We start from the raw sequence: 23,406 nt of genomic DNA, 5'->3' as shown, positions 1-23,406 counted from the left end.
AAATTTAAAATCTTGATAATAACTTTTCAACTCAAAGGATCAGAACGTTTGCCCCAGTGTAAACTGGAATACTTGTGTTGAGTCTCCTGGCTTGGTATTTAATGGTTTTGCCAAGCTAAATGCCATCGCACCCAATGGCGACAACCATTGGAATTCAACCCCCACTGAATAACGTAAATTGGAAAACGTTGGCGATTTTGGTGATGCTGTCGTATCCCATAATACCGGCTGACCATTCTTATATTGAATAGTATATGTATCATAAACATTACCCGCGTCAAAGAACACACCCAAACGCATATTGCGACTATCTTTCAACCCTGGAATTGGGAACAATATATCCATATTAGTGTAAACATTTAAATTACCACCAATGGCATTACCCTGTTCGGCTGCACCACCATTTGGCGTATAGGTATCCGATGGCCCCATCCCCCCTTGAGAGAAGCCACGAACGGAACCCCAGCCTCCACCATAGAAATTCTGGAAAAACGGCAAATATTCCGTCTTACCATAGCCATTACCATAACCAACACCGCCTTTCAAAGAAAGTGTAACATCACCAATAATTGGATGGAAGAAGCCCGCAGAACCTGTGACTTTGTACCACTGCAAATCACTAATTCCCGGAACTGAAGCCGTACCATTTAAGCCTAACGTTGTCCCCTCTGTCGGGAAGAACGCGCGATTCGTTGAGTTATGATTCCAACCCAAATTAACCGTAAATGTGTTGAAAGATGTTTGACCATCATTTTGATCATTAACGAACCAATCTAAAATACTTGATTGACCACCACTAGGCTGCAACACTTGCGTGTGATCAACACCACCACCAACACTTATTGAATCAAATGCCGAGGTTGGAATGCTATAGCCTAGATTCGCACCATATTGATTTAAGCGATAGCTGGCAATTGAGGTATCATCATAGTCAGTACGTGATAAATACGTACTAATCGTCTGACTTATCCCTGATTGGGTAAAATACGGATCGGTATACGACATATTCAGGCTTTGATAAACGCTTGATAAATTCGCACCAATTGAGAATTGATTACCCGTACCTTGAATGTTTGGCAATGATAAATTACCACCAATCATAAAGTTATATAGTTGTGAGTAACCAATACTCGCACTTACCGTATTGGCACTTCTTTCTTTAATATCATAATCCATGTTAACCAAATCATCCGAGCCAGGGACAGGGACTTTCTTGACCGTCACGTCTTGGACAAATGGCATTCTTTGTAACTTAATCTTCGATTGATCAATCATCGACTGATTGTAAACACCAGATTCAAAGTATTGCATTTGTCGACGGTAAACATAGTCATTAGTCACATTATTGCCTAGGAAATTAATCTGGTTAATATAAACTTTTTTGCCTGGATCAATATAGAAGGTTAATGCTACTGTTTTATTATCTTTATCAACCTTAGGCACTGGATTGACATTAGCAAAAGCATAACCCTTATCTCCCAACGCTTGTGTGATTGCCTTAGCACTATCGAGGACTTTTTGGCGTGAGAAGGTATCTCCTGCTTTAAAGTTAATAAGCTTCTCAAGATCGGCTTTCGCAATAACAAACTTACCTTCTAATGATACTTTAGACACTTTATAAACTTCACCTTCATTCACATCAAAGGCGATAAATGCATTTTCTTTATTCGGTGATAGCGAGGCTTGGTGTGATGTTACTTTAAAATCCAAGTAACCATTATTCATATAGTAATTACTAAGATCTTCCGTTGAAGACTGCATATTGGTTGGCGAGTAATCTGCCTTTGAAGTAAACAATCCCCACAAATTCCAAATTGACGGGGTTTTAAAAGTGATATTATCAAGAAGCTCACTCTGCGAAAATGCTTTATTGCCAATCACATTAATGCGACGCACTGTCGCAGTTTTACCTTCAGCAATATTAATCTTGATTGCCACACGATTACGTGCTTCTTTGATCTCTTGTATATCAACTGTCGTTGAGTAATAACCCATCAATGCATATTGCATCAGTAGTGATTGTTTGACTTGAAATAGGATCTCAGGATTCGCAATATTCCCAACATCAAGACCTGCTTCACGCAAGACTTTTTTCATGTCATCATTTTTGATTTTGTCATTACCGTCAAAGTCAACTGCACTAATTGCTGGACGCTCTGCTACCTTGACAATTAATGTATGACCGTCTTGATACAGTTGTACATTTTTAAAAAAACCACTGCTATAAAGGGACTTAATTGCCTCATTAGTTTCTGTCGCATCTACTTTTTCACCCGCGTGAATACCTAAATCACTCAGCACAGTTTCTTTTGAAATACGCTCCAAACCTTCAACTTTTATACTTTTAGCAATAAAGCCATTTTGTGCGTAGACACCAGTAAAGGGCGCGACACCTAAAAGCGTAAGTAACAATGTTTTTTTCAATGACAAGCTCAAGCTAATCTTCCTTTATTTAAATTTTATTTTATTCAATCTTTATCTGCATTTAAAAGCACTGAAACATGCATGCGTGCCTGCAAATCAATCGCAACGACATCATCAATAGTTTCAGGTTTATTAAATTTTAATTTTTGCAAAACTCGTTCAATATACTCGATTATTTCCAAATATTGTATTTTTTCCGCCAAAAAAGCCTCGACCAACACTTCATTGGCAGCATTTAACACAATTGTTGAGGCATAATCTTGACGCTTTAGCATGTCATACACCAACGGAATAAGCGCAAAACGTTGCCCATCCAGCGCATCAAAGCCTAGTGGTTTGGCAGTAAAATCAAGTTTTGGCACATTGATTTTATGACGCTTTGGGTAGTACATCGCATAACCAATAGGTGTTTTCATATCTGGCGAGCCCATTTGCGCAATAAAGCTACCATCATGATATTCAACCATTGAATGGACAATGCTTTGCGGATGAATTAGCACCTCAATTTTTTCAACGGGCACCTCAAATAACCAATACGCCTCGATAACCTCTAGCGCTTTATTCATCATCGTTGATGAGTCAACGGATATTTTGCGCCCCATCTGCCAATTAGGATGCGCGCACGCTTCATCTGGTGTGATATCTTTAAGCTCATCCAGAGACTTTTCGCGAAAAGGACCACCAGATGCCGTTAAGATAACTTTGGAGATTATCTCTTGATCATAATGCTTATCTTGATCAGGTAAGCATTGGAAAATCGCATTATGCTCACTATCCACAGGCAAAATCATAGCATTAGATTGTTTTGCCGCACGCATGAAAATCTCGCCCGCAGTGACCAATGCTTCTTTATTTGCTAACAAAATGGTTTTGCCTTTATTAACTGCCGCAAACGTTGGCGCCAATCCTGCAATACCAACAATAGCAGCCATGACCATACCCACTTCCTCAGCACTCGCCACAGAAACAAGTGCCTCTTTGCCATATAGCACGATCGTCTGACAACCTGAGGTCTTAAAGTCACTGCGAAGCTTACTTGCCAAGCGTTCATCGGCAACCACCGCATAGCGTGGGGAAAATTCAAGACATTGCTGATATAACAGCTCGATATTACGATGTGCAGTCAATGCATAAACGTCAAAATCAGCAGGGTTTTCGCGAATAATCTCTAATGTATTAACACCAATTGATCCTGTCGCCCCCAAAATCGTGATGACTTTCACGAATTACTCCAGCTCGCTGTCATCTTCATTATTCTGCTCATCTTGTACTGAGTCATCATCTGCTATTGGTGTGTCATTTGCTTCATTCTCTTCATTTTCCAGCATTTCACCATCGAAATCTTCTTCAGCTTCATCCTCAGCAACGACTTGCACTGACACTAGCTTCTCATCTGTTTTCAAATTAATCAATTTAACACCTTGTGCTGAACGACCCGTTTCACGCACCTCAGATACACGTGTTCTAATCAACACCCCTTGATCGGTCATTAGCATAATATCATCCGTATCTTCTACTAAACCTGATGCGACGACTAAACCATTACGATCAGAAGTGGAAATTGAGATGACACCTTGTGAGCCACGAGCAGTTTTGCGATATTCAGCAACTGGGGTACGTTTACCATAACCATGTTCCGTTGCTGTTAACACAACCCCTTGGTCAGGATCGGTAACAATCACACCAACAATAGTTTGACCTTCTTGAATACGCATTCCACGAACACCGCGCGCTGTTCTGCCCATTGCACGCACATCTTCTTCATTAAAGCGAATCGCTTTGCCTGCGTCTGAGAACATCATAATTTCTTGCTGACCATTGGTTAAATGCACATGCCATAGCTCATCGCCCTCATCAAGGGTTAAGGCATAAATACCACCCTTGCGCGGACGCGAGAATGCTGATAAATCAACTTTTTTAACGGTCGCTTGCTTAGTTGCCATAAAAATATTCCAACCTTCCGTGTATTCAGAGATCGCAAGCATTGCCGTGATGCGCTCACCTTGCTCAAGTGGCAATACATTGTTTATAGGCTTACCTTTAGCTGCACGCCCTGCCTGCGGGAATTCATACACTTTGCTCCAGTAGATTTTACCGGCACTTGAGAAGCACAGCATTGTGTCATGGGTTGATGCAATTTGAAGTTTGTAAACAAAGTCTTCTGATTTCATTTGCGTTGAGGACTTACCACGCCCCCCACGTTTTTGTGCATTATAGTCCTTCAATGGCTGTGCTTTGACATAACCATCATATGAAAGGGTGACAACCATCGATTCTTCAGTAATAAGATCTTCATAGCCTAAATCAAGCTGGGAGGCGATAATCTCTGAGCGACGCGCATCACCAAATTGTGCTCTGACTTCTTGCAGCTCTTCACAGATTACTTCAAGCAAACGTTTAATATCTTTCAAAATCGCAATCAACTCTTCAATACGTAAAAGTAATGCTTTAAATTCATCGAGGATTTTATCCTGCTCTAAACCTGTCAAACGGTGTAAACGAAGTTCTAAAATCGCATCAACCTGTGCTTGTGATAGGAAATATTCGTCATTATGTAAACCATAATGTGACGCCAAACCATCAATGCGATATAAATCTTGATCAACCCCTTCAAGCATTTGCGCAACAAGCTTACTAGACCATGAACGGGATAACAGTGCTTCTTTAGCTTCAGCTGGCGTTTTAGAGGCTTTAATCAAAGCAATCATTTCATCAATATTTGACAATGCAATCGCTAAACCTTCTAATAAATGGGCACGCTCTCGCGCTTTACGCAATTCAAAAATTGTGCGACGAGTAACTACTTCTTTGCGGTGACGAATAAAGGCTTCAATTACTTCTTTTAAATTCAATAACTTCGGCTGACTGTCAACCAAGGCAACCATATTTACACCAAAGCTTAACTGCATTTGTGTTTGTGCATATAGGTTATTTAATAGCACTTCAGGCACTTCGCCACGCTTAACATCGATAACAATACGCATACCGTCTTTATCGGATTCATCACGTAATTCAGAAATGCCTTCGATTTTTTTGTCTTTAACCAGTTCCGCAATTTTCTCAATCAAACGCGCTTTATTCACCTGATATGGGATTTCAGTCACAATAATTTGCTCACGATCCGTTTTTTTATCGACTTCAATCGATGCCTTAGCGCGCATAATAACCCGTCCTCTGCCCGTTTTATACGCATCAACAATACCGGCGCGACCATTGATATAAGCGCCCGTTGGAAAATCAGGCCCTGGAATATACTCCATTAATTCTTCGATACTTAAATCAGGGTTTTCAATCAAAGCAACCACGCCATCGATCACTTCATTTAAATTATGTGGTGGAATATTGGTTGCCATTCCCACCGCAATACCGGATGAACCATTAACCAATAAATTCGGGATGCGCGTTGGCAACACATCCGGAATCATCTCGGTTTCATCATAGTTTGGCGAGAAGTTAACGGTTTCTTTGTCGATGTCGATTAGCAATGAATGCGCCATCTTCGACATACGCACTTCGGTGTAACGCATCGCTGCCGGCGAGTCACCATCAACTGAACCAAAGTTACCCTGACCATCGACAAGCATATAACGCAATGAAAATGGCTGCGCCATACGCACGATCGTGTCATAAACAGCCGTGTCACCATGCGGGTGATATTTACCAATCACGTCCCCGACAACACGTGCTGATTTTTTATAAGGCTTATTAAAGTCATTACCCAACTCTTTCATCGCAAAAAGAACGCGTCGATGCACCGGTTTTAAGCCATCACGCACATCAGGAAGCGCACGCCCCACGATAACGCTCATCGCGTAATCAAGATATGATTGCTTTAATTCCTGCTCGATATTAACCGGGAAAACTTCATTGGCAAATTGTGTTGTCATATAGATATAAACGCTTTAAATATTCTAAAAACTGACGCGGATTATAGCATACTCACCACAACACAGAAATATAAATATCTAGCAATGACACCCCAAAAATAACTTACTTCCAAGCATCATAGTAATGAATCAAGAATAAGTTGCGTCAGTTAGCACCTCTCCCCTTGCGGGAGAGGTCGTGCAGCTTAAGCTGCACGGGTGAGGGAAGTAATTGATGCTCAACTTATTTTTGAATTATTACATATTCATTCGATTGAAAAACGACCTCCTTCCCTGACCTTAACCGCCGCTGATAGTCCTGAACCACAGCAAGAACTTTTTTGTGTCTCTACCTGTGACCCAAAATATGGGAATATTATACGCCCCATTGTCTAGACCACTTTGCAATAAAAATGGGATATTTTTCTACTGCAAATTCAACTCATCAATTATAGGCTTCAAGCGAATATTTTCGTTTGGTTTTAAACCTGATAATATTTTTAAGTTTAAAACTTACCATGCTACAATGCCATTTGCACAGTAATAGCAAACACCTAAAAGCTCCACAAATAAACCATAGGAAAACGCCATGTTTACAGTTGACCACAAAACTAACCGTATCAATCCGGTTGCAGTAAAGCGTTTTAGCGACATGGGGCTAACTGAAAGAGCACACCTTCAAGAGTGGCTAGCATATCACCCAAATGCTTTAGGTGAAGAGCTTCTAATTATCCAAAAAGAGTTTGATGGTTTTGACGACACCCGCGAACGATTAGACTTATTGGCTCTCGATAAATATGGGAACTTAGTGATTATCGAAAACAAACTTGATGATTCTGGACGTGATGTTGTTTGGCAGGCATTAAAATACGCATCTTATTGCGCAACTTTGACCAAGGCACAGATTGTTGAAATTTATCAACAATACCTTAAGAAGCAAAATATCAATAATGGCAACACCAAGCCAGCTGATGCGACAAGCTACATTTGTGAATTCCTTGACGCCCCAGCATTAGATGAAGTCAGATTAAACACAGGCAACAGCCAACGCATTATGCTTGTTGCTGCTAACTTTCGCAAAGAGGTTACTAGTACAGCATTATGGCTGCTTGATCAAGGCATCAATATTCAGTGCTTCAAAATCACTCCGTATGTACTAGGTGAACAGCTACTTATCAATATTGATCAAATCATACCAACACCAGAAGCCAAAGAATTAATGATTGGAATTAAAGCAAAAGAAATTGAAGATAAAGACACTGAGATTGTGCTAAAGAATCGTCATATCATTCGCCGTGAATATTGGAGTCATGTGCTTGAAGCTTTCCAAAAGAGTAATTGTACACTATACAATAATATTAGCCCGAGCAAAGACCATTGGCTTTCCGCAGGATCTGGCTTAAGTGGTTGTTCATACAACCTGATTTTCTCACAAAAAGAGATTCGCGTTGAGCTCTGGATAAGCCGTAGTTCTACAGAGGAAAATAAATTTATTTTTGACCATCTTATGGAGAGAAGGAATCTCATTGAATCAATTTTTCATGACACGCTCGACTGGATGAGACTGGATCAAAAGAAATCATGCCGCATTCAATTTTCAAAATCATTTAGCTCTCTAGATAAAGATAAATGGAATGATGCTATATCATGGCACATAGAGTATATAAGCAAGCTAGAACAGGCCTTGAAAAAACCTCTACATCAAGTTGCTGCCGCTCTAAAAAAATACTCTACAGGCAATGAGAATAAACCATGAATCGAAAAGTTGGCATAAAACCTGAAAATTACGTTTACTTTTTTGCCATTTTCCTCGTTGGGGTATATGTCTGCGCCTATGATATGTATATCTCAGCTCTACCATTGCTACAAAATGATTTCGCGGTAAATGTTGGACAAAGCCAGTTAACACTGACTTTATTTGTTATTGCTGGTGCAATATTTGCCATACCTGCAGGCCTTATCAGCGATCGTTTTGGGCGCAAGAAAACGCTGATTCTTTATTGTTTAATCGTCATTATTGGCAGTGTTGTTTGCCTGTTATCACAAAGCATTTTTGCCTTTTATATCGGACGCATCTTGCAAGGCATTGGTGCCTCGGGTTTATACATTTTAGCTGTTGCTTTACCCAAGGACATGTTAACGGGAAACACCTATGTTAAGACGTGGCAGAGTTTAACCCTTCTGTTTTATCTAGCACCTTCACTAGCGGGATTCCTTGGTGGCTATATCGTTTATTACGGCGGTTGGGAATGGGTTTTTAATGGTGTCATCTTTATTGCCTTGTTAACGCTTATTCTTGTCTTTATTTACTTTAAAGACACACCAACCACAACCACTGAAGGTAAAACTTCAAGCCGCAAGAAATTTTTGAGCATTGTCAGTAACAGACAATTTTTAAGCTACTGCTATATCACGTCAGCGGCATGGGCGGGCATGTCTGTTTTTTATATCTGCACGCCTTATATTGTAATCACAACACTTGGCTTTAATACGATTGTCTATGGTTGGCTGTCCTTTTTATTAATTTTCTTTGGCGCCTTAGCGCGTTGGATTAATATCCGTTGGCTCAATGGTCTCATGAGTTATGAGCAAAGTGCATATAGCTTCTCTTTTGTTGCTGTCTTCAGTGGCGCGTTATTTATTAGCGCTTACTTTCTACCGGCACACTATGCTATTTACTTGATTGGCCTGAGTGCGATTTTATTTGGTTTTTCTTCAGCACTTGTAAGTGTAAACACATCAACGATGGCATTTTTGCTCATCGATAAAAATCACAGTGCTGTCGCCTCGTCAATCTATGGACTTATGATTGACCTTATTGTTGCACTTGCACTTATCTTTGCTAATTTAATGCGCGCCAATCTCATTCTCTTAGGTGCGATGATTGCTGCCTTTTATATCATTGCTATTATGCTGCTGATGAAATTCAAAGAACCTGTAATCACCAAAATTCGCGTTTAGTGATTTAAAGCTCCAACCCTTTCAATCTAAAGATAATTTACATACAATAGCCTCACTTCTTTGAGTTAATGAATACGGAATCATCTAATGTCTAAAATCCAAGCCGTGCGTGGCATGAATGATATTTTACCGAGCGATATTTATAAATGGCACTTTTTTGAAAACGCCGTAAAACAAACCTTACACAACTATGGTTATCAGGAAATTCGCCTGCCTGTCGTTGAAAAAAGTGAGTTATTTCATCGTGGCGTTGGCGCAGGCACCGATATCGTTGAAAAAGAAACCTATGATTTTAGCGATCGTAATGATGAAGCATTGACGTTAAGACCTGAAGGAACTGCAGGTTGCGTGCGTGCGATGATTGAGCATGGGCTTTTACGTAACCAAATCCAAAAGGTGTGGTATAGCGGAGCGATGTTTCGTTATGAACGCCCTCAAAAAGGACGTTATCGCCAATTTTATCAACTGGGTGTTGAGGTATATGGCAATAGTCACATTGCCCAAGATGCCGAAATTTTAAGTCTCACTTGGCAATTATGGCAAACTTTAGGTTTAGATAGACATGTCACACTTGAGCTTAATAATCTAGGAAGTGCCGCAAATCGCGCTAATTATGTCAATGCGTTGGTTAATTATCTCACCCCACTTAAAGAGCAATTAGATGAAGATTCACAGCGTAGACTAGGCAAAAATCCACTGCGCATTCTCGATAGCAAAAATGAAACAACTCAAAAGCTTCTGGATAATGCACCAAACTTACATGACTTTATCGATCCTGAAATTAAACAAGACTTTGAAGCACTCACGCACTACTTAAGCGCGTTAAACATCCCCTATAAAGTGAACTCACGCCTTGTGCGCGGCATTGATTACTACTGTAACACCGTATTTGAATGGATTACGGATAAGCTAGGTGCTCAAGGCACCATTTGCGCCGGTGGTCGTTATGACTCACTTGTCAGTGACCTGCAAGGCCCTGCAACCCCTGCTGTTGGTTTTGCTATGGGTATTGAGCGAATTATTTTACTCCTTGAAACGCTTGGGCTCATCCCTAAGTTGACACAAACTGCTGATATTTATGTCATCAGTGATGAATCATCTATCTTTAAAGTCATGCCAATGATTGAAACATTACGTAAATCCCTGCCCCACCTAATCATTGAACAAAATACCTCGTTAGGTAGCTTTAAATCACAATTTAAAAAAGCAGACAAATCGGGTGCCGCACTGGCATTAGTAATCGCTGAGGATGAAGTTAATAATAACACTTGCGTGATCAAGTTCTTACGTGAAGACAAAGAGCAGGTAATCATACCACAAGCTGATTTAGTTTCTTATATCGAGAGTCATTACGCCTAGTATGATTATTTATGTCGATGCCGATGCTTGCCCTAAAGCAGTCAAAGAAGTGCTTTATAAGGCGGCACACCAACGCAAAGTTATGTGCATTTTTGTTGCAAACCAGCCACTAACACATCCTCCATCGCCTTTTATCAAAATGCGCTGTGTTGATAAAGGGTTTGACGTTGCTGACAACTATATCGCCAATAAGGTTGAAAGGTCTGATCTAGTGATTACTGCAGATATTCCACTGGCAAAAGAAGTTACTGATCACGACGCAATGGTGATCACGCCTCATGGCAAGCAATATACCAAGGCAAATATTTCACAGACTTATGCCATGCGTAATTTTTTCACTGAGCTACGTGATGCCGGATTAGTCGAGACAAAAACTAAAGCTTTCTCAAGTAGTAATATCAATGCCTTTGCCAATGCTTTGGATCAGCTATTAACAAAACGTGGGTTTGTAAAGCAATGAATTTATACGATATCCCCAAACATGCTGAACATGAATTGTTTGATATTATTCATGAAATCAAAAATGCGCAAAATATTAAAATTGAGCGCATTGTCTCCTATGGACAAACAACGCCCAAAGATACACCCTACATCCAAACAAAAGACGAGTTGGTATTTGTTTTACAAGGTCAAGCAACCCTTTTGATGAATGATATGAGTCACTCACTTGCTACAGGCGATAGCCTTTTGATTCCCAGCAATACACCACATTGGGTAACCTCTACATCGAGCTCGCCTGCCACGATTTGGCTTACAATTCATTTTGATAGTATTTAAGCACTGGAGTTCCGCACTTATTTCGTCCTGAGCGTGGCCGAAGGGTATATCTCTTATATGAATAATGCATAGATAAGACATTAGCAAAATATAACTATCGCCAAAAACTTGTTTGTCTTACTCCTTTTGCCTCAGGTATACTGATGCAATTTATTTTCTTTTGACAAAAACTTATGAGCTTATCTTCAAGCATCTTACCTAAAAGTATCACCGAAGACTTTACCAAGGCAACGATTTCACGTGCGCACGCTTATTGCAATCAATACTCAATTAAATCATTACAAGCAACATCCGATGATGGCATTAATTTTGTCATTAAGAGTGAAGTTTTTGGCTCTGGTAAAGAGGCCTACTCTCAAAGCATTTTTGTCGATGTGAACTCACGAGCAAAATCACTCTCAAGCATTCTAGACGCTGAGTGTTCATGCCCTGTAGGCTACTTTTGCAAGCATATTTATACTGTATTATTTATGTTTAATAAATCATTAGCTGAACGCTTAAAAGAACCCTATGCACTTACTCCTGTTGCAGCGACAAAATCTGTTAGCGCGAAACCGACAAAAGAAGCTAAAAGCCCAACCTCCCATTTTGATAAGGTCGCATTTGAACGCCAGTTTAATGACAATATACGCCTTGAAAAAAGCGCTCTATTATCTCAGGGCAAAGCACCTTCTAACTTAGTGATTGCCTATCAGCTTGTTTCCTTTAAAGAAGGAAACCAATTGTCTTATCGGGTCGAGGCTAGCTATGTGCGCGTCTTAAAAAGTGGTGACGGCTATGGCAAACCACAAAGTGCCAATCTTGCCAACATCGTTGCCGGTTATACTAAATACCCAGATTGCGCTGATGTCAAAGATCTTGAGATCTTTAAATACTTACAAGCACAAATCAATCGTTACGCAACACATTTACCCAACTTAACAGGAGAGTATGGCGCGCAATTTTTGAAACTGCTTATTGCCACTGAGCGCTTTTTTATTGGCGATATTGTCATGGGCAAACACTGCACCTTGGCGCCAGATGTCAAACTTAATATTGATTGGAGTGAGGTCAACGGCACATTTCGCTTTAACGCACAAATCAATGGCAAAACAAATACCAAAATCGTACCAACGACACCTGCTTTTTACATTGATGGCAATAAAATGGGGCAGATTGTCAGTGACATTCCTGGCAATCAATTGCTACTCCTTAATACACTTAAAGATATCTCAAAAGATGATATGTCATTTGTTCGTCATACCATTGAGAAATCAACACTTAGTAAGCAAATCAAATTTCCAAGCAAAGTCAAAAAGCTTAAAACTGAAAAAATCACGCCTAAGGCAATTGCCCACTTTAGCAAAGGGTCATCAGTAAACTGGCCACATTATGGCTTCTTTGCTGAAGTGAGCTTTGACTATGATGGCACACGCTTTGAGCCACATGAAAGCGGCACACACATTATTGAGCATAATGGTCGCTTGATTGAAAAAGACATAAAATTTGAAAAAGCTAAACTTGAAACACTAACTGCATTTGGTTTTGATAAATCAAGACGTGCTTATTTTGGCTATGGCAATCAAACGCAAAAGCCTTTTGGTGAGAGCTATATTTTAAATGCCAACCCTTATCTTGAACCAGAAGAACAGTGGGAAACTTTTTATCTTGAAGACCTAGAGGACTTTAAACTTTCAGGTTGGCAAGTTGAGTTTGATGATGACTTTGCTCATCACTATATTGTTGCCGATGATATCGACATTGGTATTGAAGAAGGAGCGCAAAATGATTGGTTTAATGTGCACCTAACTGTTAATCACAACGGTAACACCATCGATCTGCAGCCCCTGATCATGCAATATCTACAAAAAGGACTCAATAAACAAGAGCATGACCTCGTCGCCATCGTTGATAAAAATCACCGTTTAAAAATTGATTACAGCATCATTGAACCGGTTATTAACTCATTATTTGAATTAAACGATGAACGTGGCGGCACACTAAAGCTCTCGAAATACCAAATTGGTGCATTGATGAGTCTTGAAGAGCAATTGGGCAAAAGTGGCGCGATTGATTACAGTAAAGCCCATGCTTTAAAGCGCTTTGTTGACTCACTTAAAGATACTACAAAATTGCCACTACTAGATACACCAAAAGAAGTTCAAGCCACCTTGCGTGATTATCAGCGCTACGGGGTCAGTTGGATGGATTTCTTATCCAAACATGAAATGGGCGGCTTATTAGCTGATGATATGGGACTTGGTAAAACCCTACAAACGTTAACTTGGATTCAATTGCAACACGACAATGACAAGGATTTCGGCACAAGTTTAATTATCGCTCCGACATCGGTTGTCGGCAATTGGATAAGAGAAGCTGAGAAATTCACACCCAAGCTTACCATTTTACTATTGCATGGTTCTGAACGTAGTGAGCATTATGATTCACTCCTTAACTATGATATTGTCGTAACCAGCTACCCACTCATATTAAAAGATGAAGAAATTCATCGTCAGAACACCTATAGTGCACTGATTTTAGATGAAGCTCAAACGATTAAAAATGCCAAAACAAAACAAGCGCAAAGTATTTTCACCCTTTCAGCAAAACATCGTTTTTGTTTAACTGGCACACCTCTGGAGAACCATCTCGGTGAGTTATGGTCACAATTTAACTTCTTAATGCCAGGATTTTTGGGCAATGATAGCCAGTTTCGTAAACACTTTAAAAACCCCGTTGAGAAGCATCTAGATACTGATCGCTTAAATATCCTAAAAAGCCGTATTGCACCCTTTATGCTTCGACGCACTAAAGCCTTAGTTGCTAAGGATTTGCCCGAAAAAACCGAGTCTATTGAAATTATTGAGCTACCCAATACGCAAAAACAATTATATGAAAGTGTACGCATGACCATGGAGAAGAAAGTGCGTGAGCTCTTGAAAAAACAAGGACTTGCCAAGAGTCATATCCATATTCTTGATGCATTGTTAAAGCTGCGCCAATCATGCTGCCACCCGCAATTGGTCAAACTCGACAGCGCCAAGAAAGTTCATGAATCAGCGAAACTTGATTATTTACTAGAAATGCTGATCGAGCTTACTGCTGAAAAGCGCAAAGTACTGGTGTTCTCACAATTTGTTGAGATGCTGGATTTAATTGGGGTTGAGCTTGCTAAAAATAAAATTCAACATGTACAGTTAACCGGACAAACCAAGCATCGCCAAAAACTCATTGATGACTTTAGTAACAACCCTGACATCAGTGTTTTCTTAATCAGCTTAAAAGCCGGCGGCACTGGCTTAAACCTTGTTGCAGCTGACACTGTTATTCACTTTGACCCGTGGTGGAATCCAGCCGTTGAAGCCCAAGCCACTGATCGGGCTTATCGTATTGGTCAAGATAAACCCGTTACAGTTTATAAGCTTATTGCCAAAGAAAGTGTTGAGGAAAAGATCCTTAAACTTCAGCAGAAAAAAGCTGATCTTGCTAGTACCTCATCCTTTAAATAAGTAAATATTATGTCGCCTGTAGAACTCTCCCCTTATATGTCCATTTAAATGGCTTAGCCAATACATCATTAAAGTACCCAATAAATGCCGTTATTTTATCTTTAAGCTCAACTGTTGACTTCGTAGATAAACGTTTAAGTAATCGCTTAACCAAAATGCTAAACCATATCTCAACTTGATTAAGCCATGAAGCATGTTTCGGTGTATATACAAACCGAATACGATGTGAACTATCTTCAAGAAACGCTTTACGTGTTTGCATGTTTTTCAACACGCCATGTTTGCCTTTTTCACCAATATCCACCCCAGTAATACCACACAAATTAAGCACTAGCAAAACCAACGCTTCAGACATGTGCGTATTTAATTGATCAACAACGAAAACCCAATTAGCCTTAGGCTTCGTTTGCACTGTTTGCTCGACATGATTCTTGAAATCTTCTTCCGTTCTGGTATCACCTATGGTTGGAGCAATTATTTTACCTGAAGCAATATCAAAATTTGCAATTAAACATTGTGTGCCATGGCGTTCATAGCTGTTATCAACGCGTTCACAATGATCCAGATTCATTGGAGTGATTTGACGCTCCAATGCCTGTATCCCTGTTTTCTCATCACAACTGACCACTTGAAGCATGTCATTGTCCTTTTCATCATATGCTTTTTGATAGGTGTTGCACACTTGCGCTACTTCATGATCAAATGTGGCTTGATCCTCAATGGGTGTGTGTATCCACTGTTTTACCTTATGGGGCTTTATATCTGCCTGATTTTAAAAAAACATGTAGTTGGGAAATTGAAATGCTGTCCACTATTTGTCGTTTAACTAACTCTGCAGCCAAACTTGGTAAACTCCAATGACTTAAAGGAAGCCCTGATTTTTCTGGTGCTTCGCAAGCAACGCTTATAATTTTACAAATTTGCTCTGCGCTAAACTTTGCAGGTGTTCCTTCTCTAGGTAGATCATCAAGTATTTCGCATATAGCTCGCTCATACTCAATACCTTTTATTTCTTCTCGTTCAAGGCATGCAAGTTTTTCTGAAGCATTATTCCAACGATCACGCCATTTGCCTACCGTGCTAGCTACTATATTCAACTCAGAAAGTGTATCTTTTGTGCGTCTATGATCTGCGCTGTCAAGAATAATCTTGGCTCTTAGTTTATAGCGATATTGTCCCGTATTTGATGTATGCAGTTTTGACAGAATATGTCTTTGTTTTTCAGTCAGAATAATTGCTTGTTTAGCCTTTGCCATTGTCGCTTTAATAGTCAGTCATTTATAAGGATTTATTATACTACATTTTGTCTTTGTTTATTTAGAATATGCAGCACTAGTGGTCTTTACAACAAAGATGGACAAGCTGACTTCAAACTCAACGAAAATGACTTATTAAACTTGTTTGAACCGATTATTTAATGTTTTACATTTTGCCAAAAGAAAAATTTAAAATCTGATGTAGATCAATCTCAAAATCAATTTATTTTGCATCTGCAATACTTAGAAAAATTAATACATTTATAAAGTTTTTAAATTTCTCTTTTTTTGAATCATACAATAGACTGCCAGATATCAAAACAATCTGGATAAACACATGAAGAAGTTAATGCTACTTTTAAGTGCCACTTTATGCATAAGCCTTGCCAATGCTGGACATAAGGTAGGTGAACAAGCCTGTGATATGCATGCTTTTTCACGCTATCAAGCCAATGTATTTATTCATAAAGATTTAAACTTTGACAGCTCGTCTAGCATTACTCTAGGCAACCCTGAGGCAAGCAAAGTCATCACTCAATTCTGTGACTACTCAAAGCTGACCTGTTTAGAAAACATAACTACGCTATTAACGCTTACAAAAGATAAAGATCTTAAAATAAACATTTACCCCATTGGCACAACACAAAGCCCTAATGCATCGCAGTATTTAGCTTTTACTTATCACGTGGGCGGGGTGGAGCTCATGCAAGAATTTTTGCACGAGCTCCATAGTTTGGTTAAATCAGATAAGGTTATTGATCAAAACGCTTTGTCTGATTTAATGATCAATTTAAACATTAATGAAACCCCATATCTTAAAGATATGGTTGATCAAGAAATTAAAGATAATAATGCTTTAGCAAAAACCGCAGGCGTAACTCACTCACCGAGTGTCTATGTTTATCAACACAATGCAACTGACGTCAATCAAGTTTACTTTTCCGAATATCAAAACGTACCTGAGTATGTTATCAAACGCGCACTTGGTTATTTGGCATGAACGTTGGCTGAGCGTAAGTCGAAGCCAATTATTGTTTTACGCCTTCCCTTCGACTTCGCTCAGGGAACGGCTAAAGCATAAAGCGCGTTGACTTCGACTCACGCTCAGCCAGCGCTTACACAGAAAAACTAGGGTAAGAGCTTCTGTAAAATGCTTTGTGGACAGTATATTACCTCGCCCCTTGCGGGAGAGGTCGTTGAGCTAAAGCTCAATGGGTGAGGGAGAATTAAAACCTAGCCTATTGCAGTTTCAACCCACTGGCTTCAGCTGCTTGATACATCACTTCAGTACCTAGCTTTTGACTGATTTGATCAAAAACACTCAATGGCTTGGTAAAGTTAACCACTTTCATATTATTAAATTGCTCACGTTGCAAACTATCAACTGAGGCGAACCCATCAATCAAACCATACTTCTTAGCTTGCACACCTGAAAATGGCATGCCTGAGAATATTTTATCTTCTTGTTTTTTATCAAGGCGATCGCCGCGCCCTGCTTTAACCGCATCAATAAACACTTGATGCGTTTCAGTCAGCATTGCCTCCATTTCCGACACTTGTGAAGCATTTTGTGGTTCAAATGGATCTAAGAAGCCTTTATCTTTGCCTGCTGTATATAGTCTGCGCTCAACACCAATTTTCTTTAATAAGTCAACAAAACCAAAGCCACCGGCTCTAACACCAATCGAACCAGTAATTGTCATCTTGTTGGCGTAGATATCTTTAGCACCAGAGGCAATATAATACCCGCCTGATGCGCAAACATCGACACATACTGCATATAATGGAATCTTAGGATATTTGTTTTGCAAATAACGCATATGCTCATAAATATCATCAGATTGCACTGGCGAGCCACCTGGGCTGTTGATCTGAACAATCACCGCTTTGGTATTTTTATTTTTAAAGGCTACATCCAAACTGTCATTGATGCGTGTGGCATTGGCATTGCTATCATCGGCAATCACCCCATCAACCTTGACTAAAGCAATATGATTTTCGTTATTAACTGGTTTACTGCTAAAGCTTTTCATCAAAAGCCCAATAATGATAACCGCAACGACTAACCAACAAAAGCGCCAAAATATGCGCCAACGACGGGCTCGGCGTTGTTCTAGAAGATAAGCATCAGCGATGCGCTGTAAATGTTCAGACATAATACTTCCTTATTCGTTTAAAGAGAGATAAAAATAACCATAGGTTTAATCGTAGATGATTTGATAGAAAAATACAGCTTAGTTTATGCTTTCTCAGTAATAACTGTTTTAATCGCAAGCTCTTGTAACTGTTCATTTGAAACCTCAGCAGGCGCCTCAGTCATCAAGCAACTGGCTGTTTGTGTCTTAGGAAAAGCGATCACATCACGAATATTGGTCGTATGGGTGATTAACATGGTTAAGCGGTCTAAGCCAAAGGCAATACCACCATGAATTGGCGCGCCATACTGCAAAGCGTCTAGTAAGAAGCTAAACTTCTCTTTGGCTTCTGATTCATCGATCCCTAATAACTCAAACACCGTTTGCTGCATTTGTTGATCATGGATACGAATCGAACCACCACCGACTTCATAGCCATTGATAACCATATCATAAGCACGAGATAAAGCTTTTTCAGAATGTGATTTAAGCTCATCCACATTATCCACTTTTGGCGCAGTAAACGGATGATGTAATGCATAAAGCCGACCATCTGCCTCTTCAAACATTGGAAAGTCAACGACCCATAATGGCGCCCATGCTTTGGTGTGTAGTTTAAGTTCTTCACCAATTTTAACGCGTAGCGCGCCCATTGAATCATTGACAATATTGGCTTTACCCGCACCAAAGAAAATAATATCACCATCTTTGGCTTCTGTGACCTCAAGCACTTTTGCCAATGCTTCATCTGAGAGATTTTTGACAATGGGTGATTGCAGCCCTTCTTTGCCTTTCGCCATCTCATTGACTTTGATATACGCCAAGCCTTTAGCACCATAGATTCCTACAAACTTGGTATAATCATCAAGCATCTTGCGTGTCAACAGTGCATTGCCATTGTCTAAGCGCATTGCAATGACACGTGATTTTTTATCATTAGCAGGTGCTGAAAATACTTTAAACTCTTCATTTTGCATAATGTTTTTCACATCGATGAAGTGCAATGGGATACGTAAATCAGGCTTGTCTGAACCATATTTAGCCATCGCCTCGGCATAGCTGATCACTGGAAATTGTGATGGAAATTCTGCATCTGCCGTTTGTTTAAATAAACGACGAACCATATCTTCCATCAAATTCATTAAGGTATTTTCATCGATAAATGATGCCTCAATATCAATCTGAGTAAATTCAGGCTGTCTATCGGCACGCAAATCTTCATCACGAAAACATTTAACGATCTGATAATAACGATCAAAACCAGATACCATTAACAACTGTTTAAACAATTGCGGTGATTGCGGTAACGCATAAAACTTACCATGATGATTCCTACTTGGCACCAAGTAATCACGCGCACCTTCGGGTGTTGCCTTAGTTAAAAATGGCGTTTCAATATCTAAAAACCCATGTTCATTTAAATACTGACGGACAAATTGTGAAATACGTGAGCGCTGAATCAAGCGATGTTGAATCTCAGGACGTCTTAGATCAATATAACGGTATTTCAACCTAATATCTTCACCGACTTGTTGATGCTCATCCAATTGAAAAGGAATGGTCTTAGCGCGATTAATAAGCTCCAAGCTTTGACCAATAATTTCAATCTTACCACTGGCTAGATTGTGATTCTCCTGCCCCTCGGGACGCAATTTAACAATACCTTTGGCTTTAATGACATACTCATGGCGCACATGATCCGCCTGTTCAAAAACGCTTGCATTTTCTGGCTCATAAACCAATTGCACAAGACCCGTACGATCACGGATATCTAAGAAAATAACACCACCATGGTCACGACGACGGTGCACCCATCCACATATTTCAATGGTTTTATCAACCAGAGACTCATTCACTTCTGAACTATAATGACTACGCATTTTTTATCCTTTAAATAACACAACATAACAAAGACATATAAGCCGATAAGCATATACAAATATGTGACAGATAACAATTATTGAGACTGGGAGTTTTGCAAATTTATGTTTTAACGTATAGCTATGACCATATTCACACCCATTTTGATTGCGTAAACGTTGGCTGAGCGCAAGTCGAAGCCTCTGTAAAGTGTAATCTTCTTAAGTTTACCCACTTCGACTGATGCTCAGTGCATCGCTTCGACTTATGCTCAGGGTACGGTGAGCACTTGTGGGTGAATTATTTAGTCTTCGCCTAACGTATTGAATTGAATTAAAAGCCGGCATGCTCAAGTAGAAACGCTTCTTCCTCATTGCTTGAAGCCCGTCCTAGTTGCGCATTGCGATGTGGGTAACGTCCAAATCGATCAATAATCGCTTTATGCGCTATTTCATACTCCAAACTTTGGCTATTGCCTAAATCAGTATAAAGTGCCAATGCTTGTTGATGGACAAGCTTTGATTCGCTATGCATATAGGGCAAATATGCAAATGAACGCTCACTATCACTTAATGTTTGATCTAGCTTCAATATCACTAACTCTTGTGCTAAGACCAACGCCAATGAGTCATAGGCAAAAGCTTCTTTTGTATTTCTAAAAATATTGCGTGAAAACTGATCTAACACAATAATTTCAGCCAAACGCCCCGCTGCCGTTTCGCGCCATGCAAACAACTCACCACGAGATGCTGCTTTGTGAACTGCCAAAAATCGATCTTTTATGTTTTGATCCAATGCATCACTCTTTGCAAACCAGTCTTTTGCAGTGAGTTCTTTAAACCAAAAGTCTAAAATCTCTTGATGGTGCATACAACGCCCTCTTAAGTTTATCAGTTTAAAAAATAATGCGTTGAGTGCTCGATTTGCAACGTTGCTTGTAGAACCAATGCATCCTCATAGGTTTCACCAACGCGATAATAGTTCTTACGAACTGAGATTTCTTCAAAGCCGTATTTTCTATAAATGCTAATTGCAGGGATATTGGTGACTCTCACTTCTAAAAACAACTTCTCAATCTGCTTATAAGATAGATGGTTCATCAAATAAGCCAATAGTTTTTGCCCAAAACCTTGGTGTTGGTATGATTTTGCCACTGAAAAATTAAGAATCTCTGCCTCATCAAAAATCACTGAAATAACTGCAAAAGCAATCAGCTGATGATTAAAATCAAACAAACCCCACGTCTCTGTATGCGCAGATAAGATACTGTCTTTCATTTGTGACGCTGACCATGGGTATTCAAATACCTCACGTTCAATATCCATCATCTGTGGTAAATGGTTCTCACCTAATGGCAAAATCTGATACTGCATAAAGATTCATCATGGTTTGTTTCTTCACCTTTGCACAACTGAGTGCATCAATTTTAAGTGCATAGCACCTATCATGCAAACTTTGATTTAACAAGGTTTTTAACGTCAAGTTTTCATCATAGAGAATTATCGCACTTGAGGCTATATTTTTTTCTGCTTGCGCTTGATCTTTTTCAATAAAGCATACCGAAAATTGTGTAAACATCGCATTTATAAGCGCTTTAACACGATCTCGTTGTTCCAAAGTGGATATAATCACACTCAGTTTATTCGCAATAATATCTGTCTTGTCTGCTGATGGCTCGTCTTTATTAACGGGATTATCTTTAGCATACCAACGCGTAATGGCTAAATGCTTTAATATTGCAGCTTGCCGTTCATCTTCAGTCATGCAAATTAGATCCCAATGCTCGACAACAGGTTACAAATAGAACGTACGGTATGTGTAAGTTTAGGATGACTTACTTCATATTCAATGATTGCCTGCTCAAGATCGCTAAAATCTGCTTCTTTAGGGTCTTGCAGCTTACTCATTTCTACTTTTTGCTTAGTTAACGTAGCAATTTCAAGTGCTTGCGCTTTCTCACTCTCTGGTAAAGATTCTAACTCCGTTTGTAACTGATCTAATAATTCGGATAAATACTCAGTATCATCAAAGTTTAATTTATCTGACGTTTTAAGAATCTCTTTGATTTTAGCGATTGTATCTTGTGGCATAGCTTGCTCCTAGCACCTTTAGTTTGATTTTATTCTAGGTGTTAAGCGCCTGTTTGACAATTAACTTACTGGGAATAAGTTAATTTTATTTTGACAGCGCAAAATACTATCGTAATTATGAATACTATAACGCTCAACAAGGCGTTTACATACTTCAATTGCCTTAAATGAATTACCATGTTTATCTAGGCGCGGCGAGTAAATCGCAATCCCCATCAAATCAGGAACAATAACATAAATACCACCAGATACGCCACTTTTAGCAGGCAGTCCAATCGAGAACGCCCACTCACCGGAATAATCGTACATGCCACATGAATACATTAATGATAAGCAATTTTTGACTGTCTCTGGCTTAAAGATTTCCTCTTTTGTCACGGCACAACTGCCGGCATTGGCAAAGCTTGCCGCAATCGTTGCTAAAATCTCACTATTAAGCTCAATCGAGCATGCCTGAAAATATAAATTCAGTGTGCGATGCAAATCGGTATTTTTTGGAAAAGCTTGATGTTCGCGCATGAAATAACCCAAGGCATAATTGCGATCTGCTGTTTCTTTTTCCGAGTTATACACTGCATTATTAAACGTAATTTTCTGACTATCCGATAATTTATAAAGCGCTTGCATAATATGATTAAATCGCTCTGCCGGATTGGATTTACGCTTGATCATCGAGCACGACATCATTGCGCCGGCATTGATCATTGGATTATGTGGCAAACCCTGATCATTTAATGTTAATTCATTGAAGTTCTTACCACTTGGCTCACGCCCGATATGTTTATGCACATAACTCAATCCATTTTCCTCTAATGCCAAGCCATACAGCACGGGCTTGACCATTGATTGCATACAAAAGCGTGACTTAAAGTCACCAATACTAAACTTTCTACCATCAACCGTACACACAGAGATGGCAAACTGATCTGGATTAACCTTTTTAAGCTCAGGGATATAGCTTGCCACTTTGCCTTGCTGATTGGATTGTAAACTTGCATGGATATCGCTTAGATAAGCACAGAATTCTTGGAATTTTTCGTCAGAAATCATTATTTTAATTTTATATTTTAGCCATTGAAAATACAGCTTATTCTATACGTATCATCTGCTATTTGATAGCGCTTATTGCTTAAACAATGACTAAATTAAATCACTCAACGGCAATTGAGTACTAACAAAACTCTTCTACT

Annotated in this window: 19 protein-coding genes; 7 read left to right on the top strand and 12 right to left on the bottom strand. The window is 39.5% G+C overall.

Annotated elements, in window-relative coordinates; translation table 11 throughout:
- Nucleotides 1-39: 39 nt before the first annotated feature.
- Genes bamA through gyrA form a run of 3 tightly spaced genes read right to left on the bottom strand, consistent with a single transcriptional unit; the run spans nt 40 to nt 6,311 of the window.
- Nucleotides 40-2,430: an outer membrane protein assembly factor BamA gene (gene bamA / locus ACZ5V8_RS01455; RefSeq protein WP_464218064.1), complete on the bottom strand. Its 2,391-nt coding sequence runs from the start codon at nt 2,428-2,430 to the stop codon at nt 40-42.
- Between the two features lie 38 nt (nt 2,431-2,468).
- Nucleotides 2,469-3,647 carry a 1-deoxy-D-xylulose-5-phosphate reductoisomerase gene (ispC, locus tag ACZ5V8_RS01450; protein WP_464218063.1) on the bottom strand — a complete coding sequence of 393 codons (1,179 nt, stop codon included), beginning with the start codon at nt 3,645-3,647 and terminating at the stop codon, nt 2,469-2,471.
- Between the two features lie 3 nt (nt 3,648-3,650).
- The gene (gyrA, locus tag ACZ5V8_RS01445) at nt 3,651-6,311 is read right to left on the bottom strand and encodes a DNA gyrase subunit A (RefSeq protein WP_464218062.1); all 2,661 of its coding nucleotides are present in this window, start codon (nt 6,309-6,311) and stop codon (nt 3,651-3,653) included.
- A gap of 568 nt (nt 6,312-6,879) precedes the next feature.
- On the opposite strand from gyrA, the gene ACZ5V8_RS01440 reads away from it, so the two are divergent.
- From ACZ5V8_RS01440 to ACZ5V8_RS01415, 6 genes are all read left to right on the top strand, one after another.
- Nucleotides 6,880-8,046 carry a DUF4268 domain-containing protein gene (locus ACZ5V8_RS01440; protein WP_464218061.1) on the top strand — a complete coding sequence of 389 codons (1,167 nt, stop codon included), beginning with the start codon at nt 6,880-6,882 and terminating at the stop codon, nt 8,044-8,046.
- Nucleotides 8,043-9,251, top strand: a complete 1,209-nt coding sequence (locus ACZ5V8_RS01435; protein ID WP_464218060.1) for an MFS transporter — start codon at nt 8,043-8,045, stop codon at nt 9,249-9,251. The genes ACZ5V8_RS01440 and ACZ5V8_RS01435 overlap by 4 nt, the downstream gene beginning before the upstream one ends.
- 87 nt (nt 9,252-9,338) lie before the next feature.
- Nucleotides 9,339-10,610 (top strand): histidine--tRNA ligase, encoded by a 1,272-nt coding sequence (gene hisS / locus ACZ5V8_RS01430; RefSeq protein ID WP_464218059.1) that lies wholly within the window; start codon nt 9,339-9,341, stop codon nt 10,608-10,610.
- Nucleotide 10,611: 1 nt separating this feature from the next.
- Entirely contained in the window at nt 10,612-11,070 is a 459-nt protein-coding gene (locus tag ACZ5V8_RS01425; protein ID WP_464218058.1) for a YaiI/YqxD family protein, read from the top strand.
- Nucleotides 11,067-11,387 (top strand): cupin domain-containing protein, encoded by a 321-nt coding sequence (locus ACZ5V8_RS01420; RefSeq protein WP_464218057.1) that lies wholly within the window; start codon nt 11,067-11,069, stop codon nt 11,385-11,387. Before ACZ5V8_RS01425 ends, ACZ5V8_RS01420 begins: the two co-directional genes overlap by 4 nt.
- 173 nt (nt 11,388-11,560) lie before the next feature.
- Nucleotides 11,561-14,875 (top strand): DEAD/DEAH box helicase, encoded by a 3,315-nt coding sequence (locus ACZ5V8_RS01415; RefSeq protein WP_464218056.1) that lies wholly within the window; start codon nt 11,561-11,563, stop codon nt 14,873-14,875.
- Between the two features lie 7 nt (nt 14,876-14,882).
- Here the strand turns inward: ACZ5V8_RS01415 and ACZ5V8_RS01410 are convergent, their stop codons facing one another.
- Together ACZ5V8_RS01410 and ACZ5V8_RS01405 are read right to left on the bottom strand one after the other, a co-directional pair.
- Entirely contained in the window at nt 14,883-15,557 is a 675-nt protein-coding gene (locus tag ACZ5V8_RS01410; protein ID WP_464217023.1) for a transposase, read from the bottom strand.
- A 64-nt stretch (nt 15,558-15,621) separates the two neighbouring features.
- Nucleotides 15,622-16,131 carry a helix-turn-helix domain-containing protein gene (locus ACZ5V8_RS01405; RefSeq protein WP_464217022.1) on the bottom strand — a complete coding sequence of 170 codons (510 nt, stop codon included), beginning with the start codon at nt 16,129-16,131 and terminating at the stop codon, nt 15,622-15,624.
- Nucleotides 16,132-16,468: 337 nt separating this feature from the next.
- On the opposite strand from ACZ5V8_RS01405, the gene ACZ5V8_RS01400 reads away from it, so the two are divergent.
- Nucleotides 16,469-17,131: a thioredoxin domain-containing protein gene (locus ACZ5V8_RS01400; RefSeq protein WP_464218055.1), complete on the top strand. Its 663-nt coding sequence runs from the start codon at nt 16,469-16,471 to the stop codon at nt 17,129-17,131.
- Between the two features lie 238 nt (nt 17,132-17,369).
- Here ACZ5V8_RS01400 and ACZ5V8_RS01395 read toward each other — a convergent pair whose 3' ends face one another.
- From ACZ5V8_RS01395 to glsA, 7 genes are all read right to left on the bottom strand, one after another.
- A complete protein-coding gene (locus ACZ5V8_RS01395; protein WP_464218054.1) occupies nt 17,370-18,287 on the bottom strand; it encodes a S49 family peptidase in 918 nt (305 codons plus the stop codon).
- A gap of 83 nt (nt 18,288-18,370) precedes the next feature.
- Nucleotides 18,371-20,146, bottom strand: a complete 1,776-nt coding sequence (gene aspS / locus ACZ5V8_RS01390) for an aspartate--tRNA ligase (RefSeq protein ID WP_464218053.1) — start codon at nt 20,144-20,146, stop codon at nt 18,371-18,373.
- Between the two features lie 313 nt (nt 20,147-20,459).
- Entirely contained in the window at nt 20,460-20,996 is a 537-nt protein-coding gene (locus ACZ5V8_RS01385) for a DUF924 family protein (RefSeq protein ID WP_464218052.1), read from the bottom strand.
- A 20-nt stretch (nt 20,997-21,016) separates the two neighbouring features.
- Nucleotides 21,017-21,499 (bottom strand): ribosomal protein S18-alanine N-acetyltransferase, encoded by a 483-nt coding sequence (gene rimI / locus ACZ5V8_RS01380; protein ID WP_464218051.1) that lies wholly within the window; start codon nt 21,497-21,499, stop codon nt 21,017-21,019.
- A complete protein-coding gene (locus ACZ5V8_RS01375; protein ID WP_464218050.1) occupies nt 21,471-21,890 on the bottom strand; it encodes a hypothetical protein in 420 nt (139 codons plus the stop codon). Before ACZ5V8_RS01375 ends, rimI begins: the two co-directional genes overlap by 29 nt.
- A gap of 5 nt (nt 21,891-21,895) precedes the next feature.
- Nucleotides 21,896-22,216: a DUF4404 family protein gene (locus tag ACZ5V8_RS01370; protein ID WP_440616192.1), complete on the bottom strand. Its 321-nt coding sequence runs from the start codon at nt 22,214-22,216 to the stop codon at nt 21,896-21,898.
- A gap of 60 nt (nt 22,217-22,276) precedes the next feature.
- Nucleotides 22,277-23,266, bottom strand: coding sequence for a glutaminase A (gene glsA, locus ACZ5V8_RS01365; RefSeq protein ID WP_440616194.1), 990 nt, complete (start codon nt 23,264-23,266; stop codon nt 22,277-22,279).
- Nucleotides 23,267-23,406 lie beyond the last annotated feature (140 nt).

Source organism: Cysteiniphilum sp. GTC20157, assembly GCF_055396795.1.
The sequence above is the reverse complement of the archived record's forward strand: the minus strand, read 5'-3'. Positions and strand labels throughout refer to the sequence as shown.